17 protein-coding genes and 1 tRNA gene are annotated in these 18,853 nt (G+C 61.5%); 9 read left to right on the top strand and 9 right to left on the bottom strand.

The window, feature by feature from the left end; genetic code table 11:
• Positions 1-246 precede the first annotated feature (246 nt).
• The 3 genes from AC56LW_RS02675 (at position 247) to AC56LW_RS02685 (ending at position 4,154) form a co-directional block, all read left to right on the top strand.
• Positions 247-1,911: a methyl-accepting chemotaxis protein gene (locus tag AC56LW_RS02675; protein WP_499631385.1), complete on the top strand. Its 1,665-nt coding sequence runs from the start codon at positions 247-249 to the stop codon at positions 1,909-1,911.
• Positions 1,908-3,188, top strand: coding sequence for an HD-GYP domain-containing protein (locus AC56LW_RS02680; protein ID WP_499631388.1), 1,281 nt, complete (start codon positions 1,908-1,910; stop codon positions 3,186-3,188). The genes AC56LW_RS02675 and AC56LW_RS02680 overlap by 4 nt, the downstream gene beginning before the upstream one ends.
• A gap of 369 nt (positions 3,189-3,557) precedes the next feature.
• Complete coding sequence (locus AC56LW_RS02685; RefSeq protein WP_499631390.1) at positions 3,558-4,154, top strand: DUF4114 domain-containing protein; 597 nt, start codon at positions 3,558-3,560, stop codon at positions 4,152-4,154.
• 256 nt (positions 4,155-4,410) lie between these two features.
• Here the strand turns inward: AC56LW_RS02685 and AC56LW_RS02690 are convergent.
• The 4 genes from AC56LW_RS02690 to AC56LW_RS02705 form a co-directional block, all read right to left on the bottom strand.
• Positions 4,411-4,487 (bottom strand) — tRNA-Pro (locus tag AC56LW_RS02690).
• A gap of 99 nt (positions 4,488-4,586) precedes the next feature.
• Entirely contained in the window at positions 4,587-6,473 is a 1,887-nt protein-coding gene (locus tag AC56LW_RS02695; protein WP_499503252.1) for an MFS transporter, read from the bottom strand.
• 228 nt (positions 6,474-6,701) lie between these two features.
• Positions 6,702-8,021, bottom strand: coding sequence for a homoserine dehydrogenase (locus AC56LW_RS02700; RefSeq protein WP_499631393.1), 1,320 nt, complete (start codon positions 8,019-8,021; stop codon positions 6,702-6,704).
• A 40-nt stretch (positions 8,022-8,061) separates the two neighbouring features.
• Entirely contained in the window at positions 8,062-9,285 is a 1,224-nt protein-coding gene (locus tag AC56LW_RS02705; RefSeq protein WP_258835142.1) for an aminotransferase class I/II-fold pyridoxal phosphate-dependent enzyme, read from the bottom strand.
• Positions 9,286-9,431: 146 nt separating this feature from the next.
• Between AC56LW_RS02705 and AC56LW_RS02710 the strand changes: the two genes are divergently transcribed.
• The 6 genes from AC56LW_RS02710 to AC56LW_RS02735 all read left to right on the top strand — a co-directional run bounded on the left by AC56LW_RS02710 (position 9,432) and on the right by AC56LW_RS02735 (position 14,720).
• Positions 9,432-9,812, top strand: coding sequence for an Mth938-like domain-containing protein (locus tag AC56LW_RS02710; protein ID WP_258835143.1), 381 nt, complete (start codon positions 9,432-9,434; stop codon positions 9,810-9,812).
• A gap of 180 nt (positions 9,813-9,992) precedes the next feature.
• Positions 9,993-10,460 (top strand): redoxin domain-containing protein, encoded by a 468-nt coding sequence (locus AC56LW_RS02715; RefSeq protein ID WP_258835144.1) that lies wholly within the window; start codon positions 9,993-9,995, stop codon positions 10,458-10,460.
• A 256-nt stretch (positions 10,461-10,716) separates the two neighbouring features.
• Positions 10,717-12,531, top strand: a complete 1,815-nt coding sequence (locus AC56LW_RS02720) for a PhoH family protein (protein WP_499631396.1) — start codon at positions 10,717-10,719, stop codon at positions 12,529-12,531.
• Between the two features lie 299 nt (positions 12,532-12,830).
• Positions 12,831-13,232 carry a YciI family protein gene (locus AC56LW_RS02725; protein ID WP_499632872.1) on the top strand — a complete coding sequence of 134 codons (402 nt, stop codon included), beginning with the start codon at positions 12,831-12,833 and terminating at the stop codon, positions 13,230-13,232.
• A 221-nt stretch (positions 13,233-13,453) separates the two neighbouring features.
• Positions 13,454-14,344 carry an MBL fold metallo-hydrolase gene (locus AC56LW_RS02730; RefSeq protein WP_332531561.1) on the top strand — a complete coding sequence of 297 codons (891 nt, stop codon included), beginning with the start codon at positions 13,454-13,456 and terminating at the stop codon, positions 14,342-14,344.
• A 115-nt stretch (positions 14,345-14,459) separates the two neighbouring features.
• Positions 14,460-14,720, top strand: a complete 261-nt coding sequence (locus tag AC56LW_RS02735) for a hypothetical protein (protein ID WP_332531560.1) — start codon at positions 14,460-14,462, stop codon at positions 14,718-14,720.
• A 49-nt stretch (positions 14,721-14,769) separates the two neighbouring features.
• Here the strand turns inward: AC56LW_RS02735 and AC56LW_RS02740 are convergent, their stop codons facing one another.
• The 5 genes from AC56LW_RS02740 to rpsR all read right to left on the bottom strand — a co-directional run bounded on the left by AC56LW_RS02740 (position 14,770) and on the right by rpsR (position 18,829).
• Positions 14,770-15,780, bottom strand: coding sequence for an inorganic phosphate transporter (locus tag AC56LW_RS02740; protein WP_332531559.1), 1,011 nt, complete (start codon positions 15,778-15,780; stop codon positions 14,770-14,772).
• 21 nt (positions 15,781-15,801) lie between these two features.
• Positions 15,802-16,428 carry a DUF47 domain-containing protein gene (locus AC56LW_RS02745; protein ID WP_332531558.1) on the bottom strand — a complete coding sequence of 209 codons (627 nt, stop codon included), beginning with the start codon at positions 16,426-16,428 and terminating at the stop codon, positions 15,802-15,804.
• Between the two features lie 113 nt (positions 16,429-16,541).
• On the bottom strand, positions 16,542-17,930 hold the full coding sequence (locus AC56LW_RS02750; protein WP_183555512.1) for a replicative DNA helicase: 1,389 nt from the start codon (positions 17,928-17,930) through the stop codon (positions 16,542-16,544).
• Between the two features lie 119 nt (positions 17,931-18,049).
• Complete coding sequence (rplI, locus tag AC56LW_RS02755; RefSeq protein WP_183555513.1) at positions 18,050-18,502, bottom strand: 50S ribosomal protein L9; 453 nt, start codon at positions 18,500-18,502, stop codon at positions 18,050-18,052.
• Positions 18,503-18,538: 36 nt separating this feature from the next.
• A complete protein-coding gene (rpsR, locus tag AC56LW_RS02760; RefSeq protein WP_183555514.1) occupies positions 18,539-18,829 on the bottom strand; it encodes a 30S ribosomal protein S18 in 291 nt (96 codons plus the stop codon).
• Positions 18,830-18,853 lie beyond the last annotated feature (24 nt).

An 18,853-nucleotide genomic window follows, 5' to 3' on the forward strand; every position in this document is an offset into this window, starting at 1 on the left:
GGCAAAAGTACAACGACGACGTGCGCGAATTGCAGCAACAATGCCGCTACACCGATCATCCCCCATGTTGCATCACGGAAGCCATCTGGCGATATGCGTCGTGACAAATCACAACACTGCACTGAAAATAAATCGATTTATTCGTTTTATTTGCGTTATTCGCTTTCCGATGGCATAAAATTGTTGCTGGTGTGAATTAAACAGGTGGTGGGCCAGGTCCGCCACGCCTTCAAGCAGGAGTCTGTCATGCGCAATAATTTTCCGGTCACCGATGTCGAGATCGAACTGAGCGACACCGAAACGATCGTCTCGACCACGGATTTGCAAGGCAACATCACCTACGCAAACACGTACTTCATCGCCATCAGCGGCTACACCGAGGAAGAGCTGATCGGCGCGCCCCAGAACATCCTGCGCCATCCCGACATGCCGGTCGAGGCGTTTGCCGATATGTGGGCCACCATTCGCTCTGGCCGGTCCTGGACGGGCATGGTCAAGAACCGTTGCAAGAACGGCGACGCCTATTGGGTGATGGCCAACGCCACTCCGGTCATGGAAAACGGCAAGGCTGTGGGCTACATGTCGGTGCGCACGAAGCCGACGCGGGCCCAGATCACGGCGGCTGCCGAACTCTATCGCAACCTCAAGGCGGGTACCGCCGGTAATATCCGTCTTCAGCAAGGCATGGTGCGCGCGACCGGACTACGCGGCTGGCTGGCGGCCGCAACCCATATGACGCTGCGCCGCCGCATCGCGCTGAATCTGACGGGCCAGTGCGCGATGCTGCTGCTGCTGATGGGCTTTCACCTGCTCGACGGCGCAGTCCGGTTTCCCCACCTCGAAACCCCGCTCGGCATATTGACCGGGGCCGCTGGCGTGTCGTTGCTCTACTTCTGGTACGCATTACACGCGACCCTGCTGCGGCCGATGGAAGTAGCGCGACAGGCTTGCCAGACCATGGCGGGCGGCGACCTGAGCGTGAATTTCAGCAGCAACCGGCAAGACGAAATGGGTCAGTTGATGCGGGCCATGCACCAGCTACGCGTCAACCTGCAATCCATCGTGGGCGACGTGCGCACCAACTTCCAGCAAATCAGCGTGGCGACTGCGGAGATCGCGACCGGCAACATGGATCTGTCGGGGCGTACCGAGTCCCAGGCCTCGGCGCTCGAAGAGACCGCGTCGAGCATGGAAGAACTGGCATCGACCGTCCAGCAGAACAGCGCCAGCGTAGGCCAGGCCAGTACCATGGCCGAGGCCGCTGACGGCACGGCCGTGAGCGGTGGTCTCATCGTCGGCGAAGTGATTGCCACGATGGACGAGATCTCGGAGGCGTCGCGCAAGATCGGCGACATCATCGGCATCATCGAAGGCATCGCCTTCCAGACCAATATCCTCGCCCTGAACGCCGCCGTCGAAGCGGCCCGTGCCGGCGAGCAGGGGCGCGGGTTTGCCGTCGTCGCCAGCGAAGTGCGCAATCTGGCCCAGCGCAGCAACAACTCGGCGCAGGAAATCAAGCGACTGATCGCCGCCTCGATCAGCAAAGTCGAGGCCGGCGCCGCCCTCGCCGTGCGCGCCGGGGAAACGACCCAGCAGGTGCAGGCCGCCGTGCGCAAGGTCAGCGGCCTGATGAACGAAATCGCCTCCGCTTCGCGCGAACAGGTCGCGGGCATTGGCCAGGTCAATGACGCCGTCACGCAAATGGACGGCGTGACCCAGCAGAACGCCGCCCTGGTGGAGCAATCGGCCGCCGCCGCCGCCGCCCTGCAGGAACAAACGCTCAAGGTGGTGCAGGCGCTGGCCGTGTTCAAGCTGGCCCGTAGTGCAGCGTCAGCGTCCATGCCAGCAACGCCGCCCCGCCGTTCTGCGGGCGTCACCCGCGCCGCCGCGCTGCAACTGGCCGTGCCATGATCGGGAGTGGTCGGCAAGCCCCGCCGGTCCCGCGTGCCGGTCTGAAGAAAGTCGCCATCAAGCAGTTACGGCCAGGAATGTATGTGGAACAACTATGCTGCTCGTGGATCGACACGCCATTCTGGCAATCGTCCTTCCTGATCGAATCGGCGGCGCAACTCGGGCGCATCGCGACCAGTCGCGCCACCGAAGCCTGGATCGATACCGAGCGCGGACTCGATGTCGAACCCGCGCCGGCGGCGAGCGCCACGGCGCCGGCAGCACCGGGCACTGCAGACGCCACGGTGTTTCGCTTCCGCCCTGCTCCACGCGCCACGATGGACGACGAACTCGGCCGCGCCGCCGTGCTGCTCGACCAGTCGAAGCGCGCTCTGTTCGACATGTTCAACGAGGCGCGCATGGGCTGCGCGGTCGAGGTGCGCGACGCCATGCCGATGGTCGAATCCATCGCCGCCTCGGTGCTGCGCAACCCCGGCGCACTGATCGGCCTGGCGCGCCTGAAGACCGCCGACAACTACACGTACATGCATTCGGTGGCAGTCTGCGCGCTGATGATCGCGCTCGCGCGCCAGCTGGGTCTCGACGACCATCTCGCGCGCGAACTGGGCCTGGCCGGCCTGCTGCATGATGTCGGCAAGATGGCCGTCCCGGCCGAGGTGCTCAATAAACCGGGCAGCCTGACCGAAGACGAGTTTTGCGTCGTGCGCGGCCATCCGGCCAAGGGCCACGCCATGCTGCTGGCTTCGCCCGGTGTCGGTCCGGTTGCACTGGAAGTGTGCCTGCACCACCATGAGCGCCCGGACGGCCGGGGCTATCCGCATCGGTTGTCGGGTGACGATCTGGGCCTGTATGCGCGCATGGGCGCAGTCTGCGATGTGTACGACGCCATCACGTCGAACCGACCCTACAAGGCCGGCTGGTGCCCGGCCGATTCGCTGCGGCGCATGGCCGAATGGGCGCGCGCCGGGCAATTCGACGAGGCGGTGTTTGCCGCCTTCGTCAAGTGCCTCGGCATCTATCCCGTGGGCACGCTGGTGCGCCTGCAATCGGGCCGCCTCGGCGTCGTTGCGGAACAGCCCTGCGGCAAATCGCTGCTGCTGCCCAAGATCAAGGTGTTCTTCTCGATCCGTGCACGGACTTATATCCGGCCGGAGCTGATCGACCTGGGGGCACCGGGCGCGCGCGATGCCATCGTTGGATGCGAGAACGCTGCAGATTGGGGCTTGCGAGACATTGACCGGTACTGGCTTGGCGATGGCGTCGCAAAGGTGCCGTGAATTGACACAGAGAAAGCTTGGGGCAACTCGACCGGACTAGCTGACGGTTCATCAGCGGCCAGGGCTGCGCGCGATGCAGGGCTTTGGCCACGGCGTCAATCGAACCGCCGTCATTCTTTTCCGCAGCGTGGTGCAGACACTCATTTTCTGGGGACACTCATAGCGACAGGTTGAAACAATCATGAAGATTCATTCAATTAACCATAATTTACTAAATGAAATAAATTTTCATTGTGTTTGTCGGTAAAATTTACACAACTACCGATTTTATAAATGGTGTATTTACAAGCAGTTGTTAACTAAGGATTTTATTGATATGGCCCGGTTATTGCTTACTAAAAAAGCTCATCCAACAACTGGGGAAATATAATGAAAAACATGTTTGCTAAACTGTCAGTGGCAGCTGCGTTGGTAACGTGCGGTGCCGTTCAGGCAGCGCCAATCCCATATTCACCTGCAGGTACGCAAAACGCTCAGCCGTATACATTTGTTGCGACATCCACCGGTTTTGTAACGGGCTATTTTGCCGGCTCGACAGCAACTTACACCAATGAAGTGTCCATGCTTGTTAATGGTGTAGCAACCGGTTTTTATGGACTGAATAATCAGACATCGGCATATGGCGATTCATTCAACTTCGGGCCTGTTGTTCAAGGCGACGTCCTGGTATTCGTTCTGAAGAATCTTGTACCAGGCAATGTTGGGCCGTGGTATTCCCAAACCAGCCTGAATAGCGACTCGGTCAACCATGTCTATTCATATAACTACGCTGGTGATGCAAATATGATCGCCGGGACCTATGTCGCTTTCGAAGATCTGAATAATGGCGGTGACTTTAACTACAATGATGTAAGTTTTGTTTTCGCCAATGTCTCGGAAGTTCCTGAGCCTGCATCCGTCGCCTTGCTCGGAATCGGTTTACTGGGTCTCGGAATGAACCGTCGCAAGAAACAGCACAGCGTGTAAGTAACGCTTGTTACCTATCGGCTGGCGGCTGCAAATAGCGCTGGCATGATTTATTTCTTCAGGCTGCTCATTATCGAGCAGCCTTTTCCATTTTGGCCAGCCCTGGGAAATCATACTCACACCGGCTGTTCGTGCGCTGGCCGGCTGACAGCGCGCCGGCGGCGACCAATGCTGTGCAAGAGTATTTCGCAGGAAGGGAAAAGCTTCAGAAACGAAAAAGGCCAACCTCTCGGCTGGCCTGACTCGTTGATTCTATTGGTCGGGGCGAGAGGATTCGAACCTCCGACCCCGTGCACCCCATGCACGTACGCTACCAGGCTGCGCTACGCCCCGACTAGTCAATAATTATATCAGAGCCACAAAAAAAATCTTGCGCTTTTGCCATACCCATCCCGGCGGTATGCCCCGGCGCTGACTTCCGCTTGTTTCCGCTTACTTCCACTCCCCACGCAACGTCATCACCTGCTGCTGCAGATATTCCGGCGTCGCCAGCTCCGGTGCTACCGGCGTGCCCACCGCCAGCGACAGCTGCGAGCGCATGCCGCGCGCGATGCGCCGGCCGAACAGGTTGCCCTGGTCGCGCGTGAACCAGCTGCCCCACAGGCCGCGCAGCGCCATCGGGATCACCGGCACCTTGTTGCGTTCGACGATCTTGGTAATGCCGCTTCTGAACTCGCTCATCTCGCCCGTCTTGGTCAGGCGCCCTTCCGGGAAGATGCAGACCAGCTCGCCGTCATGCAGCGCGTGGGCGATGTCGACGAAGGCCTTTTCCATCGTCCACGGGTCCTCCTTGGCTGGTGCGATCGGGATCGCATTGACGGCGCGGAAAATCCAGCGCAGGAAGGGCGTCTTGAAGATGCGGTGATCCATCACGAAACGGATCGGGCGCGGGCTGGCTGCGTTGATGACGATCGCATCGACGTAGCTCACGTGGTTGCAGACCAGCACCGCCGGGCCGTCAGCCGGGATGTGCGAGGTGTCGATCATGCGCACACGGTACACGGTGTGAATCAAAATCCAGGCCAGGAAGCGCATCAGGAATTCCGGCACCAGCGAGAAGATGTAGATTGCCACCACCACATTGAGCAGCGCCGTGGTCAGGAACAGTTCCGGAATCGAAAAGCCCTGCCCCAGCAGCAGGATCGCCACGCCGGCCGAGGCCACCATGAAGACGGCATTCAGGATGTTCATGCCGGCGATGGTGCGCGAGACGTGTTTCTGGTCGCAGCGCGTCTGAATCAGCGCGAACAGTGGCACGATGAACAGGCCCCCGAACACGCCGATCATCACGAGGTCGAACAGGATACGCAAGGCCCCCGGCTGGCCCAGCAGCGCCAGCCAGTCGACGATCGCTGTGCCGGCAGTGAAGCCCGAGCTGGCGAAATACAGGTCGATACCAAACACCGACAAGCCGATCGAGCCGAACGGCACCAGACCGATCTCGACCTTGTGGCCCGACAGGCGTTCGCACAGCAGCGAGCCGGCGCCGATGCCGAGCGAGAACACGGTCAGGAGCAGCACGAACACGCTGTGGTCACCGCGCAGGTAATCCTTGGAAAACACGGGGAACTGGGCCAGCAGCAGCGCGCCATAGAACCAGAACCACGAGTTGCCGAGCATCGACAGAAACACGGTGCGGTTCTTGCGCGAGAACGCCAGATTGCGCCACGACTCGGCAATGATGTTGCGGCTGATGCGCAGCTCGGGCACCGGCGCCGGCGACGGCGGGATGCGCCAGCTCGCCAGCAGGCCCAGTACGGCGAAGAACAGCGTGGCGCCGGCCACCAGCATGATGCCGTTCGGCCTGCCAACGAGCACCGCGCCGGCCACTTCGCCCAGCAGGATGCCGACGAACGTCCCCATCTCGACGACGCCATTGCCCCCAACCAGCTCATCGGGCTTCAGGTTTTGCGGCAGGTAGGCGTACTTGACGGGCCCGAACAGCGTCGAGTGCATGCCCATGCCAATCACGGCCGCGATGAGCAGCCACAGATTGTGCGTCATCCAGCCGATACCGGCCACGAGCATGATCGCGATCTCGGCGATCTTGACGATGCGCGCGAGCCGGGCCTTGTCGAACTTGTCGGCGAGCTGGCCGGCCGTGGCGGAGAACACAACGTACGGCAGGATGAACAGGCCGGGGATCAGGTTGTTGATCAGCGAGGGGTCGAGCGTCGTCCAGTTCAGCGCGTCGTAGGTCATCACGACCAGCAGTGCCGTCTTGAACAGGTTATCGTTGAACGCGCCCAGGAACTGGGTCCAGAAAAAGGGCGCGAAACGGCGCTGGGTCAGCAGGGAGAATTGGCTCGGTTGGCGCATGCTGGAGGGCTCGGGTGACTAGGATGCCGTAATGTACAACGGCAAGCACGGCCGAACAAAGCATGTTTCTCATATTCATGCTTGCGTATTCGCATCTGATACCGAAGGTCGTGACCGGCGATACGAAACAGCCTGGAAGAATCACGCGGCACTACTCACGCGGCACTACCCGGCCCGCATGATGCGGGTGGCCCTGAGCCAAGCGGCCACCCTGTGGTTCTGCGCTGCTTAGCCCAGCGATTCCAGACGAATCCGCGTGACCTTGCCAATCACGGCCGGCATCGTCTCGATCCTGGCGATTGCCGCATCGATGCTCTTCTCCTGCGTCTGATGCGTGAGCATGATGATGTCAATATTGGTCTGGTTGCCCGGCTCTTTCTGCAGCACGGCGTCGATCGAGATGCCGCCGTCGGCCAGGATGCGCGTCAGGTCGGCCATCACGCCCAGCTGGTCCTGCACGTGCACGCGCAGGTAGTAGCTGGTGGTGATGTCGGCCATCGGCATGATCGTCACGTCGCTCATCTGGTTCGGCTGGAACGCCAGGTGCGGCACGCGGCCGGACGGGTCGACGGTCGCCAGGCGCGTCACATCGACCAGGTCGGCGATCACGGCCGATGCGGTCGGTTCTGCACCTGCGCCCTTGCCGTAGTACAGCGTGACGCCCAGGGCATCGGCATGCACCAGCACGGCGTTCATCGCGCCCTCGACGTTGGCGATCAGGCGTGCAGCCGGGATCAGGGTCGGGTGCACGCGCAGCTCGATGCCTTCGCCGGCGGCAGTCGTCGTGCGGCGGGTGATGCCCAGCAGCTTGATGCGGTAGCCCAGCTGTTCGGCGTAGCGGATATCCACTGCCTGCAACTGGCTGATGCCTTCCACGTAGGCCTTGTCGAACTGCACCGGGATGCCGAAGGCAATGGCTGACATGATCGTCAGTTTGTGCGCGGCGTCCACGCCTTCGATGTCGAAGGTCGGATCGGCCTCGGCATAGCCCAGCGCCTGCGCCTGGGCCAGCACGGTGGCGAAGTCCAGGCCCTTGTCGCGCATCTCGGACAGGATGAAGTTGGTGGTGCCGTTGATGATGCCGGCCACCGATTCGATGCGGTTGGCCGTCAGGCCTTCGCGCAGCGCCTTGATGATCGGGATGCCGCCGGCCACGGCCGCTTCGAACGCGACGATCACGCCCTTCTCTTGTGCGGCGGCGAAAATCTCGTTGCCGTGCAGCGCCACCAGCGCCTTGTTGGCGGTGACCACGTGCTTGCCGTTGGCAATGGCTTGCAGCACCAGTTCGCGCGACAGCTCGTAGCCGCCGATCAGCTCGACGACGATGTCGATATCGGGATGGTTCACCACGGCGAACGGATCGCTGACAATCTCCACGCCCTCGCCGGTGACCGTGCGTGCGCGCTCGGTATTGCGCGCGGCAACCATCGTTACCTCGATGCCGCGGCCGGCGCGGCGGCGGATGTCTTCCTGGTTACGCTTAAGTACATTAAAGGTGCCGGCACCAACGGTGCCAATGCCCAGCAGGCCAACTTGAATCGGTTTCATAAAATCTGTTTCTCGTGAGGTCTGGGCGCGACGCGCTGGATCAGGCGTGGCGCCGTCGGTAACCGTCGAGGAAGCGCGCAATGCGTCCGCAAGCGTCGGTCAGGTCGTCGGAATTAGGCAGGAACACCAGCCGGAAATGGTCCGGGGCAATCCAGTTGAAGCCGGTGCCTTGCACCAGCAGCACTTTTTCCTCGGTCAGCAATTCGCAGATGAACTGCTGGTCGTCCGTGATCGGGTACATCTTCGGATCGAGGCGCGGGAACATGTAGAGCGCAGCTTTTGGCTTCACGCAGGACACACCCGGTATATCGGTAAGCAGTTTGTAGGCGAGATCGCGCTGCCGGAGCAGGCGCCCGCCCGGGCCCACCAGGTCATTGATGCTCTGGTGGCCGCCCAGCGCGGTCTGGATCGCGAACTGGCCCGGCGCGTTGGCGCACAGGCGCATCGACGCCAGCATGTTCAGGCCGTCGATATAGCCCTTGGCATGGCGCTTCTCGCCCGACACCACCATCCAGCCGGCGCGGTAGCCGCACGAGCGGTAGTTCTTCGACAGGCCATTGAGCGTGACGAACAGCACGTCGTCGGCCAGCGACGCCATCGAGACGTGCTCGGCCATGTCGTACAGCGTCTTGTCGTAGATTTCGTCGGCGTAGATGATCAGCTGGTGCTGGCGTGCCAGTTCGATGATCTCGAGCAGCACTTCGCGCGGATACAGGGCGCCGGTCGGGTTGTTCGGGTTGATGACGACGATGGCGCGCGTGTTCGGGGTGATCTTGCTGCGCATGTCGGCGATGTCGGGCATCCAGCCGGCACCTTCGTCGCAGATATAGTGGCGCGGCGCGCCGCCTGCCAGGCTGACGGCGGCGGTCCACAGTGGATAGTCGGGCGCCGGCACCAGCACCTCGTCGCCATTGTTGAGCAAACCCTGCATCGACATGACGATCAGTTCGGACGCCCCGTTGCCCAGGTAGATGTCGTCGATCGTCACGCCGGTGATGTTCTTCTCTTGCGTGTAGTGCATGACCGCCTTGCGCGGCGCGAACATGCCTTTGCTGTCCGTATAGCCGGCCGCGCCGTGCATGTTGCGGATCATGTCGCTGACGATCTCGTCCGGCGCATCGAAGCCGAACACGGCGAGGTTGCCGATATTGAGCTTGATGATCTTCTGGCCGTCTTCTTCCATCTGGCGCGCCTGCTCCAGGGCTGGTCCGCGGATCTCGTAGCAGACGTCGTCGAGCTTGTTCGATTTGGCAATCGGTCGCACAGTATCCCCTGGAAAATCGCCTGCACTGTTGCAGTGCGCAAAAATACCATTCTGCCCAAAGCGCACGGTTTAGGCAACCTTGCCGATCCGGTTACAATGGGCATCCGCACAGTCACCGCTAAACAGCGTCCACTTCGCCTATCGCCATGAAGCTCCATTCCGACAATACCCAGCAATACCAAACCGTGACCGGCGTCGATGCCAGCGGCGTCGAGATCAACGCCCAGCGTTACGACTACAGCCTGACGCTGCTGCCCGAGGTGCCGCCCCGCCCATGGAACGTGACCGATTTCGACCAGCTCACCGCCGCCCACTTCGATGAACTGGCGCAGGATGCGCCGGACGTCGTCATCCTCGGCACCGGCGCACGTCAGCGCTTCGTGCACCCGCGCCTGGTCACCAGCCTGTCGAGCCGGCACATCGGCGTGGAGAGCATGGACAACGGCGCCGCCTGCCGCACCTACAACGTGCTGATGGGCGAAGGCCGCAAGGTCACGCTGGCCCTGATCCTCGAACGCACCGCCTGAATCGATACAACAGCGGTTCAACAGGGCCGCAAACGTTTCAATCCGGGTAAATATTGCGATTCTGCCCACAAGAGTACTAGCGGCGGATAGCACCGACGGATTATCATGGGGTGCCGCTCCCCGCCATGGCGCGCCGGGAGGGTCACCCTGCAGCTGCGCTGCGACCGTCAGGAGAAACCCGTGGCCGAGAGCCAACTTGCAACCTTTGCCCCCTTCACCGCCCCGATGACGGGCGAGAAACCGTTCGAACTGCTCGGCCGTCCCGCCAAGTATACGGTGCTGTACTTTTACCCGAAGGACAATACGCCTGGCTGCACCACCGAGAGCATTGCTTTTCGCGAAGCCTATCCCGAGTTCCAGGCACTGGGCGCCGACATCTACGGCTTGTCCCGCGATTCGCTGCGCTCGCACGAGAACTTCAAGTCCAAGCTTGGCCTGCCGTTCGAACTGATCTCGGACGCCGATGAAGCCGTGTGCACGCAGTTCGACGTCATGAAGATGAAGAACATGTATGGCAAGAAAGTACGCGGGGTCGAGCGCAGTACGTTTGTCATTGACGCTCAAGGCCGATTGGTGAAAGAATGGCGTGGCGTGAAGGTCAGTGACCATGTGACTGAAGTGCTGGAATTTCTGAAGAGCCAGCCCTGACAATGGATGGCTCCAGTTTGTTCAACCTGCTGGATCGCTGCCACTTATTTTGAGTCGACCTGTAATTCAACCTGTCCTGCATCTGCACTATCCTCACCCGGTTGCCCGCCGGGCCGACGCATTGTCCGGCCCGGCCGTGTTGCAACAGTTCAACCGCAATTCCCCTTATCCCTGTTTAGTTGCGTCATTTCGTGCGCCAGCGCCATGTGGCCCGCGCGCGCACGGTCTTCCAGACTTTTTTTAGATTGAGAACCTGATGCCACTGCCAAAAATACCGAATGAGCCAGCAACCATGCTGCTGGTCAAAGATTACCCCAAGGCCGAACCCGGTCGTTCGCCGGTGCGTTCGATCTCGGCCAAGCCCGATCCCGAAGTCGATGACCTGATCAGCGGTCAAGCCGTGCCAACGCCGAAGTCGCGCGCACGCCGCAAAGCCGAAGACACCCTCGCCGCCGCGCAAGCACCCGTGCGTGCGGCTCCGGTTGCCGAAACGAAGCCTCAGGCTGCTCCCGTAGTTGTTTCCAAAGCAGCTCCAGAAGCCCCGAACGCTGTGCCCGTCACGGCCAAACTGCGCGAGCAGGATGCCGAGCAACTCCATTCCACCAAGCAGAAGCCAGTGGAAGCGCCGGTCAAGTCGTCCACCAGCCGCAAGGCCGACCGCTCGGGTTTGACCAAGGTGTTCGTGCTCGACACCAACGTGCTGATGCATGACCCAAGCTCGCTGTTCCGTTTCGAGGAACACGACGTCTATCTGCCGATGATGACGCTCGAGGAACTCGACAACCACAAGAAGGGCATGTCCGAAGTGGCGCGCAATGCACGCCAGGTCTCGCGCACGCTCGACGCCCTGATTGCCAACGTCGACGACGACGCGATCGAGTCCGGCATTCCGCTGTCCAAGCTGGGCAACAAGGATGCCAAGGGCCGCCTGTTGTTCCAGACCCGCCTGACGAGCGCGCCGCTGCCCGAAGGCCTGCCGGAAGGCAAAGCCGACAACCAGATCCTGGGCGTCGTGCGGGCACTCGAGCAGCAGCAGGCGGGCCGCGCGATCGTGCTGGTGTCGAAAGACATCAATATGCGCATCAAGGCGCGCGCGATCGGTTTGCCGGCCGAAGACTACTTCAACGACCACGTGCTGGAAGACAGCGACCTGCTGTACTCGGGCATCGTCCAGCTGCCGGACAATTTCTGGGACACGCACGGCAAGGACGTCGAATCGTGGCAGGAAAACAAGCAAGGCAACTCGGCAACCTACTACCGCGTCACCGGTCCGCTGATTCCAACGCTGCTGGCGAACCAGTTCGTCTACATGGAGCCGAAGGATGGCCAGTCGCCGCTGTACGCCCAGGTCAAGCAAATCGACGGCAAGACCGCCGTGCTGCAAACCCTGCGCGACTATAGCCACAACAAGAACAATGTGTGGGGCATCACCGCGCGCAACCGCGAGCAGAACTTCGCACTGAACCTGTTGATGAATCCGGAGTGCGACTTTGTCACGCTGCTGGGCCAGGCCGGTACCGGCAAGACCCTGCTGGCCCTGGCCGCCGGCCTGGCGCAAGTGCTCGAAACCAAGCTCTACAACGAGATCATCGTCACCCGCGTGACGGTGCCGGTCGGTGAAGACATCGGTTTCCTGCCAGGCACCGAAGAAGAGAAAATGTCTCCGTGGATGGGCGCATTCGACGACAACCTTGAAGTACTGATGAAGTCCGACGGCGATGCCGGCGACTGGGGTCGCGCGGCAACGCAAGACCTGATCCGCTCGCGCATCAAGATCAAGTCGCTCAACTTCATGCGCGGCCGCACCTTCGTCAACAAGTTCCTCATCATCGACGAAGCGCAGAACCTGACGCCCAAGCAGATGAAGACGCTGGTCACGCGCGCCGGTCCTGGCACCAAGATCCTGTGCTTGGGTAATATCGCGCAGATCGACACGCCATACCTTACCGAAGGCTCGAGCGGCCTGACCTATGTGGTCGACCGCTTCAAGGGCTGGAACCACGGTGGCCACGTCACGCTGGCACGCGGCGAACGCTCGCGCCTGGCCGATCACGCCAGCGACGTGCTGTAATCGTTGTGCCGCCTGCCCCGCGCAGGCGCAGTACCGCAACGCCCGCCCTTACCGGCGGGCGTTTTTTTTTGGCGCAGCCAGCGTTATCTGTCAGTGATGGTGACTGCGATGTGCATCAATCGCGCTACCATATCCATACGTTCAATCACACCATCATCGGAGAATGCCCGGCCGCCGCCTGGGCCACGGTCGACGTGCGCGCGCTGATTTTTTTGCACCGCCGTTGTCGAATGCGGGTGGCGCCGTTCGTCGTCGTCGTCAGGAGGCCGATCACCGGACTCCCATCACAGGAGAGCACCATGCGTTTCATGATCATCGTCAAAGCCAATGCCGACACCGAAGCGGGCGTCATGCCGCCGGAGTCCCTGATCGCCGCCATGCTCGACTACAACCAGGAGCTCGCCGCCGCCGGCGTGCTGCTCGACGGTAGCGGCCTGAAGCCCACCAGCCAGGGCTGGCGCATCCGCTACGAGGGAGACGAGCGGCGCGTCATCGACGGCCCGTTCACCGAAACCAGGGAACTGATCGCCGGCTATACGCTGATCCAGGTCGGCTCGCGCGAGGAAGCCATGGTATGGAGCCGGCGCTTCCCCAACCCGCACGGGCCAGGGGCACCGGCCGAGATCGAGGTGCGCCCGATGTACGAGCTCGCGGATTTCCCGCCATCCCCGTCGATCGAGCGCATGGGCGCGATGTCCTAGGGGCGCGATGGCGGGCGACATCGACAATCTGCTGGCCGCGCTGTGGCGCATCGAATCGGCGCGCATCGTCGGCCCGTCACAGTTGCGCCACATGACACCACACCCTTCTGCGCTGAACTATGCACAAGACATTTATCTCATACCGATGCCCGCGAGCTACAATCTCGCTATGATCTACGCTGTATGGAATTGTGCGGTTCTGACCTGGCAGGGAATGCATCATGAAATTTCGTTTTTGGGGAGTACGCGGATCGATCCCGTCCCCGGGGCCACGCACGGCGCGCTATGGCGGCAACACGACCTGCATCGAGGTGCGCACCGATGACGACACGCTGATCGTGCTCGATGGCGGCACCGGCCTGTTCCCGCTGGCCCAGCATCTGCTGGCCCGGCCGCCCGTGCACGCCAATCTCTTCATCACGCACAGCCACTGGGATCACATCCATGGCCTGCCCTTTTTCACGCCGCTGTTCGTCAAGGGCAGCCGCGTGCGCCTGCATGGCGCGCACGATCCGATCACGGGCCGTGGCATCGAGCACGTGATGGGCGTGCAGTTGCAAAACAGCTATTTCCCCGTCGGCGAAACGGACATGAGCGCCACCATCGAGTACTGCACGCTGAACATTGGCGAACCGATCGCGGTGGGCGATGCGCTGGTGGCGAACGTGGTGACGAACCACCCGGTGACCAACCTCGGCTACCGCATCGACTGCAACGGCAAGTCAGTGTTCTTCACGGGGGACCACGAACCCTGGTACAACCCGCATCCGGCCGGGCACCCGCTGCACGCAGCGGCCGAGACGCAGATGCGCGAGGCCGAACGTCGCATGGACACCGTGATGGCGGGCGTGGATGCGCTGATCGTCGATTGCTCGTACACGCGCGACGAATACCCGTCCAAGCGGGGCTGGGGCCACGGTACGTTTGACGGCGCCATCGCGATGGCACTGCGCGTTGGCGCACGCACGCTGTACTGCACGCACCACGAACCGACCCGCGGCGACGATGAACTCGAGGCGGCGTTTGCCGACGTGATGGCGCGCCATTCCGGCTGCCTGGGCGAGTTGCAGGTGCTGCTGGCCTACGAAGGCCTCGCCGTCGATCTCGGCTAGCCGACGTCACGCCCACGCTCACCTGTCAATTCTGTCAGGATATCGCACGCGGCTTCCGGCGTAGAATGATGTGCGGCTGTCAATACCGAACAGCCACTCTACCGAGCCTGCGACCATGACCTTTCCGCTGACATCACTCATCACTTCCTGCGCTGCCGCCCTGTTGCTGGTCGCCTGCACCACCCCTGCCCCTGTTAGCCCTGCCCCCGACGGCGCGAAGACGGCGAGCGTGCGCGAAGAACGCAGCACCCCGATCGGCACCTACCTGCCACGCAAGAAAGGCCAGACAGCCAACAATGTCGGCACCGTCAGCGAGGTCGAGCGCGAGAACATGAAGAATTCCAGCGTCGGCACGGGCGCGATGACGCAGCACTGAAAAGAAAACGGCGCCAATGGCGCCGTTTTCAATCATGATCAAGCCACGATTACATGATCTTGGTGCCGATCCACCAGGCCACCGCCGCCATGAAGGCCGACGCTGGAATCGTGAAGATCCACGCCCACACGATATTGCCCGCCACGCCCCAGCGCACGGCCGAAGTCTTGCGCGCGGCGCCCACGCCGACGATGGCGCCGGTGATCGTGTGCGTCGTCGAGACCGGAATGCCGAATGCGCTCGATAGCAGCAGCGTGACCGCACCGCCCGTTTCGGCGCAGAAACCGCCGACCGGCTTGAGCTTGGTGATCTTCTGGCCCATGGTCTTGACGATGCGCCAGCCGCCGAACAGCGTGCCGAAGGCAATCGCCGCGTAGCACGAGATGATCACCCAGGCCGGTGGATATTCGGCCGTCGCGCTCGTGTAACCGGCGGCGATCAGGAGCATCCAGATGATGCCCATCGTTTTTTGCGCGTCGTTGCCACCGTGGCCCAGCGAATAGGCCGCCGCCGAGACCAGCTGCAGCTTGCGGAACAGATTGTCGACCTTTCGGGGCGTGGACTTCACGAAGATCCAGGCCACCATCAGCATGATGATCGAACCGAGCGCGAAGCCCAGCAGCGGTGCGACGACGATGAACGCCACGGTCTTGATCAGGCCACCCGAGATCAGCGAGCCGGTGCCCGCCTTGGCCACAGCCGCGCCCACCAGACCGCCGATCAGCGCGTGCGACGACGACGAGGGAATGCCGTAGTACCAGGTGATGACGTTCCACGAGATCGCCCCGACCAGCGCGCCAAAGATCACGTAGTGGTCGACCACGTGCGGGTCGATCGTGCCCTTGCCGATGGTTTGGGCGACCTTCATGTTGACCACGAAGATCGCGATGAAGTTGAAGAATGCCGCCATTGCGACGGCGTGCTGGGGTTTCAGGACCCCGGTCGAGACCACGGTGGCAATCGAGTTTGCCGAATCGTGAAAACCGTTCATGAAGTCGAATACCAGTGCCAGGAGCACGAGCATTCCCAGCACGTAGATGCTGATGTTGAGATTATCCATGGTTATGCAGGTCTGCGACGCTCACGCGTTTTCGACGATGATGCCTTCGATGATGTTGGCCACGTCTTCGCAGCGATCGGTGACCGTCTCGAGAATCTCGTAGATGGCCTTCATCTTGATCAGGTTGCGCACGTCCGGCTCGTCGCGGAACAGCTTGGACATGGCCGCGCGCATCACGTGGTCGGCGTCCGATTCCAGGCGGTCGATCTCTTCGCACAGCGCGACGATCTTGGCGGCATTGTCCATATTGTGCAGGAGGGAGACGGCTTCCTCCACCTTCAGACAGCAGGCCAGGCACAGCTCGGCCAGGCGTTTGGCTTCCGGCGTGACGGCTTGCAGGTCGTACAGCGAAATCGTCTGGGCCGCGTCTTCCATCATGTCCAGGATGTCATCCATGCGCGTGATCAGCTTGTGAATGTCGTCGCGGTCGATCGGCGTGATGAAGCTCTTGTGCAGCAGGTCGACCGTGGCATAGGTGATCTTGTCAGCCTGCTTTTCGATCGTCTCGATCGCATGGGTGCGCGTTTCGAGGTCGTCGAAGTTGGTCATCAGGCTGACCATTTCCTGCGCCCCTTTGACGCACAATGCGGCGTGCTGATTGAAAAGATCGAAAAACTTGCCCTCGGTGGGCATGAAACGTCCAAACATAGATTCTCCGTATTGACTCTCTGGGATTACGGGGTCGCGCCGAAAATGCGGCCACGCGTAAAGGCGGCCATTAAAACATCAATGGCCGCCTTGGTGTTACTACAAATGGTTATTTAGTCACCCTGATACACAGACAGGTTGCCGCTGTAATTGCCGAACTTGGTGTACTGGCCGATCCAGGTCAGGCGGATCGCGCCAATCGGACCGTTACGCTGCTTGCCGATAATGATCTCGGCCGTGCCCTTGTCGGGCGAATCGGGGTTGTAGACCTCGTCGCGGTACAGGAAGATGATGACGTCGGCATCCTGCTCGATTGCGCCGGATTCGCGCAAGTCGGACATCACGGGGCGTTTGTTCGGCCGTTGCTCCAGCGAGCGGTTCAGCTGCGACAGCGCCACCACCGGGCACTGCAGCTCTTTGGCCAGGCCCTTGAGCGAGCGCGAAATTTCCGAGATTTCAGCCGTGCGGTTGTCGCCCGGCTGGCTACCCTGCATCAGCTGCAGGTAGTCGACGATGATCAGCCCCAGCTTGCCGCACTGGCGTGCCAGGCGCCGCGCACGTGCCCGCATCTCGATCGGGTTCAGCGCCGGGGTTTCGTCGATGTACAGCTGGGCGTCGTTCATCTTCTGGATGGCGTGCGTCAGGCGCGGCCAATCCTCGTCGTTCAGGCGGCCCGTACGCAGGCGGTGCTGGTCGAGCTGGCCGACCGAACCCAGCATACGCATCGCCAGCTGGGTGCCGCCCATCTCCATCGAGAAGATCGCCACTGGCAGCCCGGCTTCGATGGCGACGTTCTCGCCGATATTGACCGAGAACGCGGTCTTGCCCATCGACGGACGGCCGGCAACGATGACGAGGTCGCCCGGCTGCAGGCCCGACGTCATGCGGTCGAGGTCGATGAAGCCGGTCGGCACGCCGGTGATCTCACCCTGATTCTCGCGGCTGTAGAGTTCGTCAATGCGCTCGACGACCTGCGTCAGCAGCGGCTGGATCGGATTCCAGCCCTGCTGGCCGCGCGAGCCGGATTCGGCGATGGCAAAGATCTTGGACTCGGCTTCGTCGAGCATCTGCTTGACTTCCTTGCCCTGCGGATTGAACGCATTGCCCGAGATTTCATCGGCCACGGTGATCAGCTTGCGCAGGATGCCGCGGTCGCGCACGATCTCGGCGTAGCGCCGGATATTCGCGGCGGACGGCGTGTTCTGCGCCATCGCATTCAAGTATTGCAGGCCGCCCACGTCATCGGCCTTGCCGAGCTGATTGCAGGCTTCGTACACGGTGATCACGTCGGCCGGCTTGCCGCCGTTAATCAGGCGCACCATCTGTTCGAAGATGATGCGGTGGTCGTAGCGGTAGAAGTCTTCCGCGTTCATGAAGTCGGCGATACGGTCCCACGCGGCGTTATCGCGCAGCAGGCCGCCAATGACGGACTGCTCGGCTTCGATGGAGTGCGGGGGGATGCGCAGGGCGTCGAGTTGCGGATCTGGAGATGCTGCGTTCATGGGCGGGATTATACCTTTTCCAGTCCTGTGACTGACATGGTTGGAAAGCCGAAAAGCAAAAAAGCCGGGCGAACCCGGCTTTTTCAGAACTGCGTGCTCAGCACATGTACGGCGTGTGCTTAGGCAGCTTCGCCCACAACGGCGACGGTGATTTCCGACACGACGTCGGTGTGCAGAGCGACTGCAACCGGGAATTCGCCGGTGGTTTTCAAAGGGCCGGTCGGCAGGCGCACTTGCGACTTCTCGACAGCGAAACCTTGCTTGGTCAGCGCTTCGGCGATGTCGAAGTTGGTGACCGAACCGAACAGACGGCCATCAACGCCGGCTTTCTGGCCGATGGTGACGGTCATGCCGCTCAGCTTGTCGCCTTCTGCCTGGGCAGCCGACAGCTTTTCAGCTGCTGCTTTTTCCAGTTCAGCGCGCTTGGCTTCGAACTCGGCGACGGCGCCGGCGGTAGCGCGGCGGGCCATCTTTTGTGGGATCAGGAAGTTACGTGCGTAACCGTCCTTGACCTTGACGACGTCGCCCAGGTTGCCGACGTTGACTACTTTTTCCAACAGAATGATTTGCATAGTGATCTCCAGATGTCTGACTGTCGTGACCGACGATTAACCGTGGTGCAGGTCGGTGTACGGCAGCAGCGCAAGGTAGCGTGCGCGCTTGATCGCGGTGTCGACCTGACGCTGGTAGTGCGCCTTGGTGCCGGTCAGACGTGCTGGCATGATCTTGCCGTTTTCCTGGACGAAGTCCTTCAGGGTGTCGACGTCCTTGTAGTCCACCTGCTCAACGCCAGCGGCGGTGAAGCGGCAGAATTTCTTGCGCTTGAACAGCGGGTTTTGCTGTTTGCGCTTCTCTTTGAGTTTCGCTTTGTTTTTGTCGAACTTTTTACCGAATGCCATTTGAGGCTCCTGTATCTAAATTGC

The organism is Telluria sp. LT2P80, assembly GCF_059685955.1.

Coding starts and splice junctions, on each gene's coding strand:
- AC56LW_RS02675 (WP_499631385.1), top strand. CDS start 247: ATGCGCAATAATTTTCCGGTCACCGATGTCGAGATCGAACTGAGCGAC.
- AC56LW_RS02680 (WP_499631388.1), top strand. CDS start 1,908: ATGATCGGGAGTGGTCGGCAAGCCCCGCCGGTCCCGCGTGCCGGTCTG.
- AC56LW_RS02685 (WP_499631390.1), top strand. CDS start 3,558: ATGAAAAACATGTTTGCTAAACTGTCAGTGGCAGCTGCGTTGGTAACG.
- AC56LW_RS02695 (WP_499503252.1), bottom strand. CDS start 6,473: ATGCGCCAACCGAGCCAATTCTCCCTGCTGACCCAGCGCCGTTTCGCG.
- AC56LW_RS02700 (WP_499631393.1), bottom strand. CDS start 8,021: ATGAAACCGATTCAAGTTGGCCTGCTGGGCATTGGCACCGTTGGTGCC.
- AC56LW_RS02710 (WP_258835143.1), top strand. CDS start 9,432: ATGAAGCTCCATTCCGACAATACCCAGCAATACCAAACCGTGACCGGC.
- AC56LW_RS02720 (WP_499631396.1), top strand. CDS start 10,717: ATGCCACTGCCAAAAATACCGAATGAGCCAGCAACCATGCTGCTGGTC.
- AC56LW_RS02725 (WP_499632872.1), top strand. CDS start 12,831: ATGCGTTTCATGATCATCGTCAAAGCCAATGCCGACACCGAAGCGGGC.
- AC56LW_RS02730 (WP_332531561.1), top strand. CDS start 13,454: ATGAAATTTCGTTTTTGGGGAGTACGCGGATCGATCCCGTCCCCGGGG.
- AC56LW_RS02735 (WP_332531560.1), top strand. CDS start 14,460: ATGACCTTTCCGCTGACATCACTCATCACTTCCTGCGCTGCCGCCCTG.
- AC56LW_RS02740 (WP_332531559.1), bottom strand. CDS start 15,780: ATGGATAATCTCAACATCAGCATCTACGTGCTGGGAATGCTCGTGCTC.
- AC56LW_RS02745 (WP_332531558.1), bottom strand. CDS start 16,428: ATGTTTGGACGTTTCATGCCCACCGAGGGCAAGTTTTTCGATCTTTTC.
- AC56LW_RS02750 (WP_183555512.1), bottom strand. CDS start 17,930: ATGAACGCAGCATCTCCAGATCCGCAACTCGACGCCCTGCGCATCCCC.
- rplI (WP_183555513.1), bottom strand. CDS start 18,502: ATGCAAATCATTCTGTTGGAAAAAGTAGTCAACGTCGGCAACCTGGGC.
- rpsR (WP_183555514.1), bottom strand. CDS start 18,829: ATGGCATTCGGTAAAAAGTTCGACAAAAACAAAGCGAAACTCAAAGAG.